Genomic DNA, 17,264 nt, shown 5'->3' on the forward strand with positions numbered 1-17,264 from the left:
GAGGATAAATCAATGAGGGTGTTTGTTGCAAGACAGCCTATTTTTAATAGAAAAGAACAGGTTGTTGCTTATGAATTGCTGTATAGAGATAGCGAAGAGAATGTATATAACGCTAAAGACGGCGATCAGGCAACAGCTGATTTGGTAATCAACAGCTTTTTAAACATCGGAATTGAGAAGCTGACGGAAGGAAAACGCTGCTTTGTTAATTTTACGGAAAGCCTGATGTTTTCGAATCTTCCCACCTCCTTTAATCCGAAGCAGCTTGTCATTGAAATCCTTGAAGATATACCGATCACGCCGGCCCTCATCTCAAGATGCAAAGAGCTGAAAAACATGGGGTATATGCTGGCGCTTGATGATTTTTACGCAATAAATTCGCTAAGTGAAGACTTACTGGAAGAGCTCATGAGCTATATTGATATATTGAAAATTGATTTTCTCAAAACAACGCGAATGGAACGAAGAAAAATTTTGCAAACCTACGGCTGCAGAGGTTTGATTTTTTTAGCGGAAAAAGTAGAGACCAGAAAAGAATATAAACAGGCGGCCCAAGACGGCTTTCAATTATTCCAGGGGTACTTTTTCAGCGAACCTCGCATCATCAGTGGGCATGATCTGTCGACGCATTTCTATTCTTACTATGAACTGCTGAGTGAATTGAGCAAAGAGCAGCCAAACATCAAGCGTGTGACAGAATACATAGAGCGGGATTTATCACTGTCCTATCAAATTCTAAAGTTTTTAAACTCATCACACAGCCGTTTGAGCCAGAAGATTGAAAGCATTCAACAGGCCATCATGCTGCTGGGGTTTAATGAAATCAAACGGTGGATATACATTCTTTCCTTTAAGGATTTAAGCAGAAAAGGACATTCCAGCAAGCACGAAATCATTAAGATTTCTTTAATGAGAGCAAAGCTTTGTGAACTGCTGGCGAGAAAAACTGCCCGGCCGCAGCCCGCTTCTTATATGCTGATCGGAATGTTTTCTCTTATAGACACCCTGCTGCATAGAGAAATAGAGGAAATTATTCAAGAATTGCCTTTAAAAGATGAAGTCGGGCAAGCGTTATTAGGCGAACAAAACGACTACTACCACATGCTCGAGCTTGTGAAATGTATTGAAGGCAACAACTGGGACACTCGTTCAGAATTAGGCAAAGAGCTGGATAAAGAAGAAGCGTATGAGTGTTATTTAGAGGCGCTGGAGTGGTGCCATCATCTGATGGACGCAAAATGATTGCGGTCTTCTGACCACCGCAAAGCAAGGATCATTCGGCTTTGCGTCCCGATCAGGCTGATGTAAATGCCGTCGGGATTAAAGATCGCATCCACATCATGCCGGACGCCCATTTGTTTAATCATGCGCTTTACGGATTGTTTATCTGACTGCTCGGCTGCGGTCATGATGCGGCGCGAGAGCTCCCGCGAGCCCGCAATGCGGCTGAGAACGAGCTGGGCATCCGCAAACATTCCCGCGGCCTGCGTCGCTGACCGAACAAAGGTATCTGTATTGCCGGCAGGAGCGGGAGGACGGCGCATCTCATACGGATAGGCGTAAAACCAAGGGCAACGATATCTCATGGGAGCACCTCACAAAAAAGGATGTTTCTATATGTATAGATCTCTGACTGCCGAATATGACAAAGCGAAAAGGCCACAACTTTAGCGTTGCGGTCTTTTCGGTGTTTGTCGGTCAGGATACGCCAAGAATCGCATATTCAATTTTGAAAATGCGGTGCAAAGGACTATAGTCTTGGTTAGTAAAAAGGCGAAACACGTTCAAATCAAGGAAAGTAAGAATCTTTCTCAATTTCAGCGGAAATAAACGCTTTGATACATAGAAAGATAGTCCCGTTCTCATTGCGATTCCTTTGAGTATAAGGGCCTATTGATATTTGCGGTGTCACGCAGGACTTTTTTGCATACTTTTCGGTGAAAAATAACCTGAAAGCAGATACACTATTAGTAACAGATCAAATACCTAGGACTCGTTCACCATACACAATTCATTGATCTTTCAAAAAAAGGAGTGTGGAAACGATGGAACAGAAACTTGAAGAAGTAAAACAATTGTTATTCCGACTCGAACTTGATATTAAAGAAACGACAGATTCATTACGAAACATTAACAAAAGCATTGATCAGCTCGATAAATACAATTATGCTATGAAAATTTCGTGAAAAAGACTTGGAGACAAGTCTTTTTTTTCGTTCTTCATATACAATAAAAGGATAAAGTATTATATGATTGTTAAAAAACGAAAAACCTGCTGTCCTTTAAATGGCCTATTTAGTAAAATAGAATGGGAGGGTGAAGAACATTAGTAAGGAAATGTGTTTAGATGAAAATTCGATTAAAAAAAAGATGCAGGAGATTGTACACGAAAAAATTCGAAATTCGGATTTGAAAAAGTATTTAATCAACTTTATCGATGAAAAAAATCATTTTTCTTTTGGTTCTCTTGCTTTTAAGCATTACGTAGCATTAAGCGGTAATCAGTATTCGCATATTTTAATGTTAGCTGGAGGAATTGAGCTTTTAATCTTAGCTTTCGATATTTTTGATGATTTAGAGGATGAGGACAACATTGAAAAAGAATGGATGGCAATAGATCCTTCTCTATCTCTGAATGCTGCAACTACCATTTATACTTTAGGGTTAGAAACCATTTGTTCTATTAGTGATAGTTCTGAATTTCATCAACTCACCTTAAAATATGCTTTAAATGCTATGCAGGGGCAACATGATGATTTAAGGAACTCTCCTGAGACGGAAGAAGAATGCATTCAAATGATGAAACAAAAGTCAGGTTCTCTTACAGCTATGTCTGCCGTTTTAGCTGCTATGCTTGCAAATGGACAGTTTAATCAAATTATTGAGGATTATGCTTATAAAATAGGAATAATAAAGCAATTGGAAAATGACTATTTTGGTTTAGTTAATGATCAACGTAGCGATATTAGAAAGAAAAGAAAGACGTTAATTTATTTATTTTTAAACCGCAAATTTAATGAGGCTTCTGTAAAGATATTAAGGCAAATGAATTCCCAAACAAGTTATCATAGACTTATTACTGATCGCTCTAAATTTGATGATTTATTATATGAAGCCGGGCTTAATCAATATGTATCTATGTTGATTAAGCTTTATGAGGAAGAAATCAAAGCAAGTATGAATCAATTAAACATAAATATAAAATTATAAAGAGGGGTATACCGATGAAACAAGACATGATTAATTACTTAATGAAAAATCCACAAGTTTTAACTAAATTAGAAAATGGAGAGGCAAGTTTAATAGGGATACCAGATAAACTTATTCCTTCACTTTTGGGTATTTTCAACAGAGAAATGACTCTCTCAAAGAAACAAAAAGGGATTTTCTGGGAGCAATAATTCAGAGAGAAGTGGTCTATTGAAAAACTTTAAAAGAAATTTTTCTATAGTGCTAATATTATTTAGTTTCTTATATTTTGCTTATATCGTTTATTTCACTCAGAATGGGATTTTAGTTGGTACTTATGTTTCTGAAACAGCCAATCATGAGCTGAAAGTTGAAAAGCTGACTAAATCCACATATGGAAAATATATGGGCTTGAAAGAAGGAGACTTAATACTCGAGATAAGTGGGAAGAAACCTACAAACGAAAATATAAAAAGAAATTACTTAGCGAAAGCTGAGCATTTAAAAGTAAAAAGGGATAACCATGAAATTCAATTACATAATATGGAGTATATCTCTTTAAATAATTCCTATAGCTTTTTCATTTATATTATCCCTTGTATATTTTTTGCATTGAGTCTGTTATGTGCATTTTATATTTATAGGGTCAATCGAGTGAAAAATACATACTCAGCTTATATTTTGATTAATTTTTTGCTGTTTATATCAATAGCCTATTTAAGTGCTGGAGGCGTAACTAGAGGATATGAAGTAAATAGATATATTAATCTTTTTACCTTTTTAAATGTACCTGTCTTGTATTTGCATTTTCTGTATCAATATTTTAAAGAATTAAGAATCAAGTTTTCATCACGTTATATCGTGAATATGTTATACATGTTGCCGATTATCAATGTATTATTAGTGTTCACTCAGAAATATCTCCCCTCAGGAATTATGACGAATATAAGCAATATAAATTTAGTAACATTCTTAGTAGAGATTTCGGTTGTTTATTTTTGCATTATTTATTATGGGATCATTTATAGAAAAAGGGATCATTACTATTTGTTGAAAGTATTATTGATTTCAAATACGGTAGCCTTCTTTCCTTTTACGGTCTTATATATCATGCCGGAAGTTTTATTTGGGCAATATATTTATTCAGCAATAGTAACTGCGCCGTTCTTAATAATTATCCCATTAGCATTGGTTTATCAATTCGTTGTAAATAAAATTTATGATATAGACTTTATTCTAGGCAGAATTAGATATTATAGTTTATTGTCCATCATTCCAACAATAGGCATAGTCTGGTTATCAATTATATTTGATAGCAAAAGAGCTGATTTTAATATCATTTTAATTACGTTATGTACGTTCATTATTTTTCTGTCGGTCTTTTATATTAAAGAGTTATTAGATTATAAATTTCGTTTAAAACGATTTTCAGAAAAATATAATTATCAAGACAGTATTTTTAAATATACGCAATTAATTAAAGGCGTATCAGCTTTGGATCAAGTATTTAAGAATTTAAAGACAACAATACTAGAAGTTCTACCCGTAAGTAAAGCCTACATCTTTGAAGTTGGTGCAGATAGAGAAATCATTTACTTTGACAAACAGAGTGTTGAACCCAACTGGAGGCTGTATAAAACCGAATTTGAAAAGGTTACTAAAGAAACAGGAAAGATTATTGAGGTTAATCAAGGCTTTTTGATTAAAGTAGGGGAAAAAGGTACAAGTTCTTATGTATTGCTTTGTTTATCTAGTATCAATACACCAAGATTGACAAGAGATGAAATTTCATGGCTGAAAACATTATCGTTTTATACTAGTGTATCCATGGAAAATGTTGTGCAAATTGAAGAACTTATGGATCACTTACAAGCTTTAAAAAGGGAGGATGCAAACCCCGTTTGGCTAAAAAAACTCATGTACACCATCGAAGAAAAACAACGCTCTGAACTCGCTCGTGATCTCCACGATTCCGTTCTTCAGGATTTGATTTCATTAAAGCGCCAGTGCGAGCTGTTTTTGGCTGATTTTAAGAAGGACGATAATCCGTGCCAGGAAGAGGTGCAGGACAAGCTTGTACAGATGAATGAGCAGATGTCTGATGTGATTTCGATGACGCGGGAGACGTGTCATGAATTGCGGCCGCAGCTTTTGTATGATCTTGGGCTGGTGAAGGCGCTGTCGAAGCTGGTGGCGCAGCAGCAGGAACGGGTTCCGTTTCATATCCGTTTAAATACCGGCAGATTTACGGCATCGCTTGATTTGGATTCGCAGTTGAATTTGTACCGGATCATTCAAGAGTTTCTGTCTAATGCGGTTAAGCACTCACAAGCGACGGATGTGCTGATTATGCTCATCAGTATTCAAAACAAGATCGTTCTTCATTACGAGGACAATGGCGTAGGATTTGATCAGGAAAAACATCATGAGCATTCCATGAGCATGGGGCTTTCTGGAATTAAAGAGAGAGTCAGGGCTTTAGATGGACGCCTTCGGATTGAAACATGTGAAGGAAAGGGCTTTAAGGCTGATATTGAAATCGAATTGTAATGGTTTTATAACGTAAACGACTTGGCACAAGCCAAGTCTTTTTTATAAAATGGAAATGAGTGAGTAAAAGGGAGGAAAACATGAAAAAGATACTAGTGATTGATGACCATCCGGCTGTCATGGAAGGCACCAAGACAATTTTGGAAACGGATTCGAATCTGTCTGTTGATTGTCTCAGTCCTGAACCGAGCGACAAGTTTATTAAGCAGCATGATTTCTCGTCATATGATCTCATCTTAATGGATTTGAATTTAGGCGGCGAGATCAATGGGATGGAGCTTTCTAAACAAATTTTACAAGAGAGTCCTCGTTGTAAGATTATTGTGTATACCGGTTATGAGGTCGAGGATTATTTTGAGGAAGCGATTCGTGCGGGTCTGCACGGTGCCATCAGCAAAACGGAATCTAAAGAAAAGATCACCCAATACATATACCACGTACTCAACGGAGAAATTTTAGTCGATTTTGCTTACTTTAAACAGCTGATGACTCAGCAAAAAACAAAGCCGGCTCCTTCCTCTCAAAAAGAACAAGATGTGCTCACACCTAGAGAATGCCTGATTCTTCAAGAAGTTGAAAAGGGATTTACAAACCAAGAAATCGCAGATGCGCTTCATTTGAGCAAGCGGTCCATTGAATACAGCTTGACATCGATTTTCAATAAGCTGAATGTCGGTTCCCGGACGGAAGCGGTTTTGATTGCGAAATCAGACGGTGTACTTTAAATAAGGGAGTTGGATAGGATGGACACGAAACACACATTGCTTGAAGCGCTTGGAATTAAGATCGTTGAAAACACAGCGGAGCGATGCGTTGCAGTCATGCCGGTGGATCATCGCACGGTGCAGCCGTTCGGCTATTTGCATGGAGGCGCTTCAGTGGCGCTTGCTGAAACCGCGGCGAGCGTGGGTGCGCAGAACCTGATTGCTCACACTGCACAAGCGTGTGTCGGCTTGGAGATCAATGCTAACCATTTAAAATCCGTAAAGAAAGGAACGGTAAAGGCTGTAGCCGAACCCGTTCATATAGGCAGAACGACGATTGTCTATCACATTCACATTTATGACGAGCAAGAGAGGCTGATCTGTATATCCAGATGCACGCTGGCTGTCATCAAGAAATAAAAAAACAGCCGGAACTCTGCCTGTCCGGCTGCTTATTTTTTATAGGTAAGAATCCTCTTTTCGTTTAATCACAAAGTTTCTGATCCCGTTATAGTCATCCTGTACACTTCTCTTATCAAGCTTGACGCCGGAGTTGTACGCTGCACGGCAGATCAAGTGCCCCCCGACAGGAGACGTAATAAAGATAAACAGAATCCCGAGCAGGATTTTAGCGGAAATGTTCCCCGTCACAAACCACAAATAGAAGAAGACACCGAGCAGAATCATATTGACGCCTAATGTGGAGCCTTTAGAAGCAGCATGAGAGCGAGTAAACACATCGGGAAGGCGCAATATCCCAAGTGACGCCACAAGGCATATAAGAGCGCCTAACAAAATGAATACCGCCACAACAACTTTAGCGATTTCGATCATTTTCGATTATCTCTCCTTTCTCCAGGAATTTTGAAAACGCAATCGTTCCAATAAATGCTAAAATGCCGAGCAGCAAAATAATATCCAGAAACGCGTTTGTATTCAGCAAAATGGAGACGAGCGCCGTGATCGCAATCAGGTTGATGCCGATTGCATCCAGAGCCACTACCCGGTCAGTCACAGTCGGCCCTTTAATGACACGAATAACATATAAAAAGGTAGACACTGCCATGATGCCGAGCGCGAGTTGCAGGATCAGCGTAAACATCAGCGGCTCACCTCCTGTATGGCTTTTTCAAATGACTCGCGGATATCAAAAATGGCTTTTTCCGCATCCTCAATATCTAACGCGTGAATATAAAGGATCGTCTTGTCATCCGAAATATCCATCACCAAAGTTCCTGGCGTTAATGTAATGAGCAGGGAAAGTAAGGTGATTTCCCAATCCTTCGTCAGTTCAGTTTTAAAAGCGAAAATGCCCGGTTTAATATTCAGTTTTGGAGATAAAACGGATTTCATCACACTGACATTGGCAAGATACAGTTCCTTTAAAAAAACCAAAAAGAGTCTGATGATGGTAAACATTTTCCATAGATAAAACTGGCGGGTAAAAAAGCGCCGGAAGAAAAAGAGAGAGACCATTCCGAGAATATAGCCTGTGATAAATCCTGCGGCGCTTGAACTATTGCTCAAGAACATCCAGCAAAAAGCGAGAAACACATTTAATAAAATTTGAAATGCCATGCGATCTACTCCTTCAAAACAGCTTCAATATATTTTTCCGGATTCAGCAGCGTCTCGGCCGCTTGATCAACGTAAGGTGACAGCCACTCTGTACCCAACCCGATGAGAAGAGACAGTAAGAGAAAAATAGCTGCCGGATAAAGAAGTCCTTTAGCTGTTCTAGGGTTTTGTTGTTTTGGTGTTTCTTTTTCTTCACCCCAAAACGCATGCATAAAGATCCTCAGCACAGAGTACAGTACAAGCAGGCTTGAAAGCAGGATCAGCATGGAAATCGCAAATTCACCTTCCGCGAAGCCGCCCTCCACAATCTTTAACTTGCCGACAAATCCGCTGAGGGGCGGGATGCCCGCGAGAGAAATCGCTGAAATGAAAAACATCCATCCAAGAAGCGGATACCGTTTGATCAGCCCGCCCATTTTGTGAAGGCTGGCTGTTCCAGTCAACGCAATCAGCGTGCCCGCCAGCATAAATAAAGCGCCTTTAATCAGCATATCGTGAATCAGATAATAAATCGCGCCTTGAATGGATGCGGGGGTATGGACTGCCACACCGAACAAAATGACGCCGACAGCTGTAATAATGTTGTAGATCACAATTTTCATGACGTCCGCATATGCGAGTGAACCGATGACACCGAATATCACAGTCAGCGCCGCCAGCCAAATCATCAGCTGATGGGTAAAGGCTGCATCGTGAATAAAAATCAATGTGAACACTCTAGTAATGGCATATAAACCGACTTTTGTCAGCAAAGCGCCGAACAACGCGGAGATTGCCGCCGGAGGCGCGTAATAAGAGCCCGGAAGCCAAAAGTAGAGGGGGAAGATTCCGCCCTTCATGCCAAATACCAACAGCAGCAGGACACCAATGACAGTCATCAGCCCGGTTTGTCCTGATTCGCTGATTTTTACACTTAAATCCGCCATGTTCAACGTACCGGTGACAGCGTATAAATAACCGACACCAATGACGAACAGGGCAGACGATACGATATTAAACACAATATATTTAAGGGACTCCCGCAGCTGGATTTTTGTGCCGCCCAATACGATCAGCATATAGGAGGCAATAAGCAGAAGCTCAAAAAATACGTACATGTTAAATAAATCGCCTGTTAAAAACGCTCCGCTCACACCAGCGAGCAAAAACTGAACGCCGGAGTAGTAAAAGGAACGCTCCCGTTTTTCACCGACAGAACGGAAGGAATAAAGGACAACCAATAAACCGACGACCGCTGTTGTGAGAACGAGCAGGCTCGCGAACTGGTCTGCGGCCAGCACAATGCCGTACGGCGCTTTCCAGCCGCCCAAACTGAGTGTCTGGATGCCATTTGTAAAGACAGTCTGTACGAGTATGCCACTGATCACAATCCCGATTGCCGATGCCGCAGTGCTGAAGATCCGCATGAGCATAAGATTCTTCGTCATGAAAATCAGCAGAATGGCTGACAGGAGCGGGATCAGGATTGGCAAAATAACAAAATTATTCATGTTGATCATTTCCCCTCATTTGATCCATATCGTCCGTTTTCAATTCCTGATAAGCGCGGAAGGCCATGACGAGAAGGAATGATGTAACGCCAAATGAAATGACAATAGCTGTCAAAATCAGGGCTTGCGGAAGCGGATCGACAAATGATTTGACATGCTTGCTTAAAATCGGAGCGGCGCCTTCCTTTAATCCTCCCATAGTCAAAAGCATCAAATGAACGCCATGGCTCAAAAGTGCTGTTCCGATAATCACGCGAAGCAGGCTTTTCGAAAGCAGTAAATACGTGGCAGCCATAAAGATAATACCGGCTAAAACAGACATCAAGATTTCCATTATTCTTCCTCTCCAATCGTTTGAATAATGGTCATCGTAATGCCTACGACAACAAGATAAACGCCTAAATCAAATATTGTCGCCGTGGCGAGCTCCGTATCTCCAAATATCGGCAGATGAAAGTGCCCGAATGTATGGCTTAAAAATGGAGCCCCGAATACAAAGGAACCAGCGCCGGTTAATACAGCGAGCAGAAGCCCGGCTCCCGCCACGTAAATGAAATTAACCGGCAAAATCGCACGGACGGTTTTTAAATCATACGCCAATAGCAGCAGAACGATGGAAGCGGACGTGATCAGCCCGCCGACAAAGCCGCCTCCAGGCGCGTTATGCCCTGAGAAAAATAAATAGAAAGAGAAAAGCAAAATGATAAAGGATACAAGCTTTGTCACGGTTTGAAGAATTAAGTCATTTGTTTTTTGTTCATTCACCGCTTCTCTCCTCCTCTTTTACTTTTGTTTTAATCATGCTGTATATGCCAAGAGCGGCAACGGCCAGCACCGTTATTTCAAACATTGTATCAAAGCCCCTGAAATCAACGAGGATGACATTGACAACATTATCCCCTCCGCCAAGATCGTGGCTGTTTTTTAAGAAGAAGGATGAAATACTGTCTTTTGTCCGCTGGCTTGACGATGCAATGCCAAGCAGGGTGACAATAATGCCGACTCCTAAAGCAATGATAAAGTTCGTCAATCGGAACGTTCTCGTTTTCGTTTTCATCCTCAACTTCGGCAGATGATAGAAACAAAGCAGGAACAATGCCACAGAAATGGTTTCAATGACAAGCTGAGTCAATGCCAAGTCCGGCGCTCTGAAAATCACAAAAAACAATGCGAGCGTATAACCGACAACACCGAGTGAGATAATCGCCGTCAACCTTGATCTGGCAAAAACAGTCGCCGCTGTGGCGCTGATCATGACAAGTGTCAGAATCATTTCGTATCCGCCGATATCAGCCATGCCTTCTGTTGTAAAGGAAAATCCGCCTTTGATCATCATAACTCCGCCCATCAGTATGATGAAACCAGCGAAGATATACAGCAAATAATCCCTTAAGAACCCGGTCATATATTGTTTTGTGACTCGATAAGAGCCTTTTTCCATGAGAGCCAGAAGCTTATCGTAGAACCGATTGAGTGCCAATTTCGAAGGAAACAGTTTATAGATTCCCTTCCATTTATTCATAGCCAAATATCCAAGAGTGCCGATAACAATGATACCCGCTGTCATCTTCAATTCTGTCGTCGGCCCATGCCATTGTGAAATGTGAACATGAAATTTCTCGTGGCCGTCCAGCAGCGTCGGATAGATAGAGTTCATCGCCGGCTCAATCAAGCTGTACGACAATATATTCGGGAAAAAGAAGAGACTGACAACCAAAGCGGCAAGAATGACAGGTGCTACGAGCATGCCCGCCGGCGCTTCGTGGGCCTGTTTTTTTAGCTGCTCAGGCTGGTAATTTCCTCTGAATGTTTTAAACACCAATTTCATGCTGTAGATAAATGTAAAGACGCTTCCGACCCAGGCGAGAACAGGGAATAGAATGCCCCATGTCTGCACGTTGAACAGATCGAAATGTGCCACGCGAAGCATGCTTGTAAAAAACATTTCTTTACTCAAAAATCCGTTAAACGGAGGAAGTCCGGCCATTGAAAATGTGCCGATTAAGGAAATGGTAAACGTAATCGGCATAATCGCCATCAACCCGCCGAGCTTCCGGATATCCCGTGTGCCTGTTTCGTGATCAATAATCCCGACTGCCATAAACAAGCTTCCTTTAAAGGTAGCGTGGTTAATTAAATGGAAAATGGCAGCCATGGCGGCAACTGTATAATATTCTGTATGGCCGTAATGAAGAGCCGCCGCACTGGCACCGAGCATAGAGATGATCATGCCAAGCTGGCTGACGGTTGAAAACGCCAAAATCGATTTTAAATCGGTTTGTTTCACGGCTTGGAAAGAACTCCAAACCATCGTAATAAGCCCGACGAGGGAAACGATCCAAAACCATTGGGCTGAATAGGCGAAAATAGGACTGAACCTCGCAATGATATAAATGCCGGCTTTCACCATCGTAGCGGAATGGAGATAAGCGCTGACAGGTGTCGGAGCTTCCATTGCGTCAGGCAGCCAGATGTAAAAAGGGAATTGCGCGGATTTCGTAAATGCCCCTAATAAAATCAGAATCATCGCCGGGATAAACAAGTCGTGGCCGGCAATTAATTGAACTTGATGGATCATCTCTCTAATACTGAAGGAATCAGTAATGATATAAAGGAGAATAAATCCCCCGAGCATGCACAGCCCGCCGCTGACCGTAATCAAAAGTGATTTGGCGGCGCCGTATCGCGATTTTTCACGCTTATACCAATAGCCGATCAGCAAAAAGGATGAAAGGCTGGTAAGCTCCCAAAACATATAGAGAACCATCACATTGTCTACAAGAACGACCCCAAGCATCGCGCCCATGAACATCAATAAATAGACATAAAAGGGCCCAAGCTGTTCTGTTTCTTTCGATAAATAAAAAATGCTGTAAAGAGTGACTAAAGAGCCGATGCCAGTGATCAATAAGGCGAATAACAATCCGAGACCGTCGATATAAACGGTGAAATTAATGCCAAGTGAAGGAATCCACTCCAATACCGACCGCAATGTTTCTCCCGATTGTGTCATCCTGATCATTGGGAGAAAGTATATAAACAGCAAGACGGGCAAGATCAATACAAACCAGCCCGTATGCACTCTTTTTGCGTATTTTGCCAAGATGGGAATAAATAGAGCAAATAAAAAAGGCGATAAAATAGCAAAATGTAAGAGCTGCAAAGATAAGACCTCCTTTTTCTCATTATCATTGAAAAATGCGTTATGTATCAATATACGGTCAAACGACCTAGTCCAAATTATATCGCACTTTTCTGCAAGCCGCCATGCTTCGAACTGCACAATGGACTTTTATAAGGTCTTGTGACCTTAAAAATAAGTCTAACAAAAATAAACCGATTTGTATATTTAAAATCATTCCTGATCAACCTGAAGGTAAGGAGCTGGTCATGTTGAAGAGAAAGGTTTTGATATGTTCGGGTTTATTCTGCTCAGTATTTGCAGGGGCATTCATGTTGAATCAATATAATGGGCGCAGCGGTGCGGCTGCTAGTGATGAGTGGGAGCTGTATTTACTGGAGCACCACCTGTCAGCCAGAATGAGTGAGACAGAATCAAAGGATCTGCCGTTTGGCCCCCGAGAGTATATTCGGATTGTGAACAGATAAAAAAAGAGTTCCGCATAGAACGGAACTCTTTCTCTGTTTATGATGTGAAAAAACGAAGCAGAACTGTCGCGCAAATGACTGTGCCTGCACCGCCGAGGCGGGTGGAAATTTGGGCGAACGGCATAAGGCCCATTCTTCCTGACGCTGATAAAATCGCAACATCGCCCGTTCCGCCAAGACCGCTGTGGCAGCAGGTCACGATAGCGGATTCAACCGGGTACATGTTCATCAGCTTGCCCACAAAATATCCAGAAGCAATCATTGCGACAACAACTGAAATACATATGATGACAAACGGAATAGAAATCACAGCCGCCACGTCATCTAACGGGATAAAGAGGATCCCCAGACCGACCATCAGCGGCCATGTAAAGCTGGACGAAACAAATTTATAAAGCTGGTATGCGCCATCCTCCATTTTTTTCGGAAGAATATTCGCATACTTGACAGCCGCCGCTGCTATAATCATTAAGATCGCGCCCGGGATGAAGATAAATTTCTCTAATAACCCGCCAAAAATAAAGAATGTACACGCGAGCAGAACGCCGGCTCCCATCAGTTTAAAATCAATTTTTGCCTCGGCTTCTTTTTGATTGAAAATGTCGTTTGCTTTTTTAGATTTGACGAGCCGTCCGTTTCCATTTAGATCTGGACGTTTTTCGCCAAGCTTTTTCATTAAAGCTGCGCAGATGATCGCAAAAACGTTTCCGATAATAGCGGCAGGGACCAGCTGAGACACATATACATCAGCTGATGAACCGAGTATTTGTGAATAAGCGATCGAAAGCGGCAAAATTCCTTCACCTATTCCCCCGGCAATAATCGGTACAACGACAAAGAAAAAGGAATCATAGGCGCTGTAGCCAAAAATAAATCCGACAAGTATGCCGGCTGTAACCGCCGCGATCGTTCCCGCAACCAGTGGAACGAACATTCTTATAAAACCTTGAATTAAAACAGTTCTGTTCATTCCAAGGATACTTCCCACGACAAGACAAGCGATATAAAAATAAAGGAAGTTAGACGTCTTCATTAAATTCGTTACAGCGTCTAAAGATGTTGAATTTAACACATTGTAAAAAACTAAAAATGAAGGGACAAACAAAGATAAAATGGCAGGGCCGCCAATATCTTTCAATATCGGAATGCGCTGGCCGATATCTCCAAGAAATACACCCAGAATCATGATGATGGAAAACCCGCCAAGCATATTTGCAGGCAGCTCATTGTAATAGGCTGCAAGAATAATAATAATAGCTAATACTATGTATAATGGCAGAGGAATCACACCGATTTCCAAGTTCCAGATTTTTTTAAACAGGTTATTCTCCTTTGTGTCTTTTTGACCAGATGAATTTGTCCCCGTTTTTGGAATTGCTCCCATTGTCATACATCCCCATGTATTGTTTCTTTTACAGTCTACAAGAAAGCGTTAACACATTATATTTTTTAAAGTTAAAAAATCAATAAAAAATTAAATTAACAGGGACTTTTGGATTAGAAAAAATAAAGATCCCTGAGAAGCGCCTTCCCAGGGAGAATGGTTTTCGTTTTTCTTTTATATAAATCTCGCCCGGCATTAGCCAAGCGAGAATCGTAAAGGGTGAAGAGATATGTTCTTAAAGTGAACCGCTGCTTTTTTAACGGGCACTCCAGGGTGAACAATGTGGATATCTATAGATATTGCTTAATTCCATTAAGGTTTCCTGTATTGACGTTGTACTGGAAAACGGGTCTTCCGATTGTTCCGTATGCCATTTCTACATGGAGAACCTGTATATCTTCAAGAAATTTCAAGTATTTCCGTATGGATACTTGAGAGATTTCGGTATGTTTTGCCAAGTCTTCGGTCGTAAAAGATTCATTTTCAAATGATTGGATACTGGACCAAATCAGCTTCAGCGTGCTTTTTGTCAGTCCTTTAGGAAGCTGAACTTTTTCTGTTGCTTCTTTCTTTTGAAATAACTCGGCGTCCAGTTCTTTTTGGCTCATGTTGCGATGGGTTGAATAAACCTTTTGTTTGCGTCTGTAATCAGACAGGGCAGTTTGGAAACGTTCAAATTCAAACGGTTTGATTAAATAATCGACAGCGCCGTAGCGAAGTGTTTTCTTGATCACGTCAAGCTCGCTGGCCGCCGAGATCACAATCACGTCTACCGCTTCATTTTGGGCTCTCAGTTCTGTTAGCAGTTCAAGCCCGTTTTTACCGGGCATATAAATATCGAGCAAAATGAGGTCGATATGATGCTCTCCTAAAATATGCAGAGCGCTTTGAAAGGAAGAGGCGATGCCCTTCAGCTGAAAGCCTTCTATTTGGCTTAAGTAGCGTTTATTTAATTCACCCACCATAGGGTCATCTTCAACTATTAATACATTAATCATGATTTTCCTCCTTCGGTTCGTACGGGACGCGAAGACTGAATGTCGTTCCTTCATTCTTTTCGCTTGTGAGGATCATTTGGCCTTTTAAATTTTCAATGCTTTGCTGTGTAAAATAAAGGCCGAATCCCCGGTTCTTGCCCTTTGTTGAGTAGCCTTGTTCAAACACTTTGGCTTGGTCTTCTTCAGACATGCCTGCTCCTGTATCGGTAATTTCAATGTCCAGTATGCTGTTATGAAAACGCATGGACACGGTAATTTGTTTTTTCGGCATATCGGCAACGGCGTCCAGTCCATTGTTGATCAGGTTTCCGATGATTGTAATGAGTTCATGAATAACTGAAGGGTCTGCCGCGTTCGGGATGACACCGTTGCATTCAATATCAAGATTTGCACCCTGCTCCCGTATGAAGCTCTGTTTTCCGAGCAGAAAACCGGCCAGCACGGAGCTTTTGATATCATTTATAATTTCGCTTGTTTCTGACTTTTGCTGAATGGCAATATCTTTTATATAATCTTCAAGATCGTCATACTCTTTCAGCTGGACGAGACCTAGTATGACATGCAGTTTGTTCATAAATTCATGAGACTGCGCTCTCAGTGCGTTTGCATACATTTTAACACCGGATAGCTGTTCAGCTAAATGTTTTACCTCGGTTTTGTCCCGGAATGTCGCAATTGCTCCGACGGTTTGTCCTTTCAGCTGGATGGGAACTTCGTTAAACACAAGCTCTAATCCGTTAATGCGGACGTCTCTGTCTTGAAGAGGTTTTTTTGTCTCGATGACCTTTTTCAGGCGGCTTTTTGGCAGAATGTCATTGACATCCTGATCGACAGGATTTGTGTTGATGCCCATTTTCACGAATAGTCGCTTCGCTTCCGCGTTGGCCAGTTTAATATTGCCGTGTTCATCGACAGCAAGTATTCCTTCCTTCGTCGATTCCAGCATCGCGCTTCGTTCTTCGAGCAGCGTCGCAATTTCATAAGGTTCAAGACCGTACATGATATTTTTCACCGTGCGGGCAACGATAACAGCTCCGATCACACCGACGAATATGCTGACGCAGATAATAAAGTAGAGCGGCCGTAAGCTGTTGCTGATCACTTCATCAATTTCATTTACGGTGATGCCCACCGCGACTGCACCAACTTGTTTCCCATTCTCGGCGTAGACAGGAACGAATGCCCGCTGTGATTTCCCGAGCGTGCCAGAGGCAGTGCTGATGTGAATATGACCTTTTAATGCTTCGGATTCATCACCGCCCTTGAATTTTTTTCCGATTTTGCTCGGGTCGGGATGGGTTTTGCGAATGCCGTTCATGTTCATGACGACAACAAATTCCGTGTTCGTGATTTTCTGAACACGTTTTGTGTAGCTTTGCAGTTCCTTCTGGTTTTCTCCGCTCTCCAAAGATTCTGCTGTAATCGGCGCTTCGGCCACCATTTCAGCAGTCTGCAGCGCTATGGTTTTCTCCTCATCTCTAATCCGTTGGGTGGTTTGGGCACCGACTGTAAAAAATGTAATGAGCAGTGCGATTAACACAACGATACAAACAAATATAGTAAGTCTGGTTTGCAGTTTTAATGTTTTTTTCATAAAAAACTTCCTAACGTTTTATGATTCCTGCGTACTACTTTACTCTCAAAATGCTGCTTTGTGAAGATTTGGGATCGTATTTCGCAAAAAGGAGAAAAAAATGGAATAATTTATCTTGTCAATGTGTTTTAAGTCCTCCATAATAAATGAGGTAGATTATAGAAAGGG

Annotated in this window: 20 protein-coding genes; 8 read left to right on the forward strand and 12 right to left on the reverse strand. The window is 41.3% G+C overall.

Annotated elements, in window-relative coordinates:
* Positions 1 to 12 precede the first annotated feature (12 nt).
* On the forward strand, positions 13 to 1,242 hold the full coding sequence (pdeH, locus tag BV11031_RS01475) for a cyclic di-GMP phosphodiesterase (RefSeq protein ID WP_010329912.1): 1,230 nt from the start codon (positions 13 to 15) through the stop codon (positions 1,240 to 1,242).
* Here pdeH and BV11031_RS01480 read toward each other — a convergent pair.
* Together BV11031_RS01480 and BV11031_RS01485 are read right to left on the reverse strand one after the other, a co-directional pair.
* Entirely contained in the window at positions 1,221 to 1,586 is a 366-nt protein-coding gene (locus BV11031_RS01480) for a YuzC family spore coat inner layer protein (RefSeq protein WP_010329911.1), read from the reverse strand. The genes pdeH and BV11031_RS01480 overlap by 22 nt on opposite strands.
* A 112-nt stretch (positions 1,587 to 1,698) precedes the next feature.
* Entirely contained in the window at positions 1,699 to 1,866 is a 168-nt protein-coding gene (locus tag BV11031_RS01485) for a hypothetical protein (protein ID WP_128568229.1), read from the reverse strand.
* 179 nt (positions 1,867 to 2,045) lie between these two features.
* On the opposite strand from BV11031_RS01485, the gene degQ reads away from it, so the two are divergent.
* From degQ to BV11031_RS01515, 6 genes are all read left to right on the forward strand, one after another.
* Entirely contained in the window at positions 2,046 to 2,186 is a 141-nt protein-coding gene (degQ, locus tag BV11031_RS01490) for a degradation enzyme regulation protein DegQ (RefSeq protein ID WP_010329910.1), read from the forward strand.
* A 130-nt stretch (positions 2,187 to 2,316) separates the two neighbouring features.
* A complete protein-coding gene (locus BV11031_RS01495) occupies positions 2,317 to 3,210 on the forward strand; it encodes a polyprenyl synthetase family protein (RefSeq protein WP_240467595.1) in 894 nt (297 codons plus the stop codon).
* 14 nt (positions 3,211 to 3,224) lie between these two features.
* On the forward strand, positions 3,225 to 3,401 hold the full coding sequence (gene comX / locus BV11031_RS01500; RefSeq protein ID WP_010329908.1) for a competence pheromone ComX: 177 nt from the start codon (positions 3,225 to 3,227) through the stop codon (positions 3,399 to 3,401).
* Positions 3,402 to 3,420: 19 nt separating this feature from the next.
* On the forward strand, positions 3,421 to 5,739 hold the full coding sequence (locus BV11031_RS01505; RefSeq protein WP_010329907.1) for a sensor histidine kinase: 2,319 nt from the start codon (positions 3,421 to 3,423) through the stop codon (positions 5,737 to 5,739).
* Between the two features lie 80 nt (positions 5,740 to 5,819).
* Positions 5,820 to 6,464, forward strand: coding sequence for a two-component system response regulator ComA (gene comA, locus BV11031_RS01510; protein WP_010329906.1), 645 nt, complete (start codon positions 5,820 to 5,822; stop codon positions 6,462 to 6,464).
* A gap of 18 nt (positions 6,465 to 6,482) precedes the next feature.
* Positions 6,483 to 6,863 (forward strand): hotdog fold thioesterase, encoded by a 381-nt coding sequence (locus tag BV11031_RS01515; RefSeq protein ID WP_010329905.1) that lies wholly within the window; start codon positions 6,483 to 6,485, stop codon positions 6,861 to 6,863.
* Positions 6,864 to 6,902: 39 nt separating this feature from the next.
* Here the strand turns inward: BV11031_RS01515 and mnhG are convergent, their stop codons facing one another.
* The 7 genes from mnhG to BV11031_RS01550 are packed head-to-tail and all read right to left on the reverse strand — an operon-like array spanning position 6,903 to position 12,674.
* A complete protein-coding gene (gene mnhG, locus BV11031_RS01520) occupies positions 6,903 to 7,277 on the reverse strand; it encodes a monovalent cation/H(+) antiporter subunit G (protein ID WP_010329904.1) in 375 nt (124 codons plus the stop codon).
* Complete coding sequence (locus BV11031_RS01525) at positions 7,261 to 7,545, reverse strand: Na(+)/H(+) antiporter subunit F1 (protein ID WP_010329903.1); 285 nt, start codon at positions 7,543 to 7,545, stop codon at positions 7,261 to 7,263. The genes mnhG and BV11031_RS01525 overlap by 17 nt, the downstream gene beginning before the upstream one ends.
* Positions 7,545 to 8,021, reverse strand: a complete 477-nt coding sequence (locus BV11031_RS01530) for a Na+/H+ antiporter subunit E (protein WP_010329902.1) — start codon at positions 8,019 to 8,021, stop codon at positions 7,545 to 7,547. The genes BV11031_RS01525 and BV11031_RS01530 overlap by 1 nt, the downstream gene beginning before the upstream one ends.
* 5 nt (positions 8,022 to 8,026) lie before the next feature.
* Positions 8,027 to 9,511: a Na+/H+ antiporter subunit D gene (locus tag BV11031_RS01535; RefSeq protein WP_010329901.1), complete on the reverse strand. Its 1,485-nt coding sequence runs from the start codon at positions 9,509 to 9,511 to the stop codon at positions 8,027 to 8,029.
* The gene (locus BV11031_RS01540) at positions 9,504 to 9,845 is read right to left on the reverse strand and encodes a Na(+)/H(+) antiporter subunit C (RefSeq protein ID WP_010329900.1); all 342 of its coding nucleotides are present in this window, start codon (positions 9,843 to 9,845) and stop codon (positions 9,504 to 9,506) included. The genes BV11031_RS01535 and BV11031_RS01540 overlap by 8 nt, the downstream gene beginning before the upstream one ends.
* Positions 9,845 to 10,276, reverse strand: coding sequence for a Na(+)/H(+) antiporter subunit B (locus BV11031_RS01545; RefSeq protein ID WP_010329899.1), 432 nt, complete (start codon positions 10,274 to 10,276; stop codon positions 9,845 to 9,847). The genes BV11031_RS01540 and BV11031_RS01545 overlap by 1 nt, the downstream gene beginning before the upstream one ends.
* Positions 10,269 to 12,674 (reverse strand): Na+/H+ antiporter subunit A, encoded by a 2,406-nt coding sequence (locus BV11031_RS01550; RefSeq protein ID WP_010329898.1) that lies wholly within the window; start codon positions 12,672 to 12,674, stop codon positions 10,269 to 10,271. Before BV11031_RS01550 ends, BV11031_RS01545 begins: the two co-directional genes overlap by 8 nt.
* Positions 12,675 to 12,904: 230 nt before the next feature.
* On the opposite strand from BV11031_RS01550, the gene BV11031_RS01555 reads away from it, so the two are divergent.
* On the forward strand, positions 12,905 to 13,120 hold the full coding sequence (locus BV11031_RS01555; protein WP_010329897.1) for a hypothetical protein: 216 nt from the start codon (positions 12,905 to 12,907) through the stop codon (positions 13,118 to 13,120).
* Between the two features lie 37 nt (positions 13,121 to 13,157).
* Here BV11031_RS01555 and maeN read toward each other — a convergent pair whose 3' ends face one another.
* The 3 genes from maeN to maeL form a co-directional block, all read right to left on the reverse strand.
* Positions 13,158 to 14,504, reverse strand: a complete 1,347-nt coding sequence (maeN, locus tag BV11031_RS01560; protein ID WP_010329896.1) for a sodium/malate symporter MaeN — start codon at positions 14,502 to 14,504, stop codon at positions 13,158 to 13,160.
* A 290-nt stretch (positions 14,505 to 14,794) separates the two neighbouring features.
* Positions 14,795 to 15,502 carry a two-component system response regulator MaeM gene (gene maeM, locus BV11031_RS01565; protein ID WP_010329895.1) on the reverse strand — a complete coding sequence of 236 codons (708 nt, stop codon included), beginning with the start codon at positions 15,500 to 15,502 and terminating at the stop codon, positions 14,795 to 14,797.
* Positions 15,495 to 17,096 carry a two-component system sensor histidine kinase MaeL gene (maeL, locus tag BV11031_RS01570; RefSeq protein WP_010329894.1) on the reverse strand — a complete coding sequence of 534 codons (1,602 nt, stop codon included), beginning with the start codon at positions 17,094 to 17,096 and terminating at the stop codon, positions 15,495 to 15,497. The genes maeM and maeL overlap by 8 nt, the downstream gene beginning before the upstream one ends.
* Positions 17,097 to 17,264: the final 168 nt, after the last annotated feature.

Origin of the sequence: Bacillus vallismortis (genome assembly GCF_004116955.1) — a bacterium.
Classification (GTDB): Bacteria; Bacillota; Bacilli; order Bacillales; family Bacillaceae; genus Bacillus; species Bacillus vallismortis.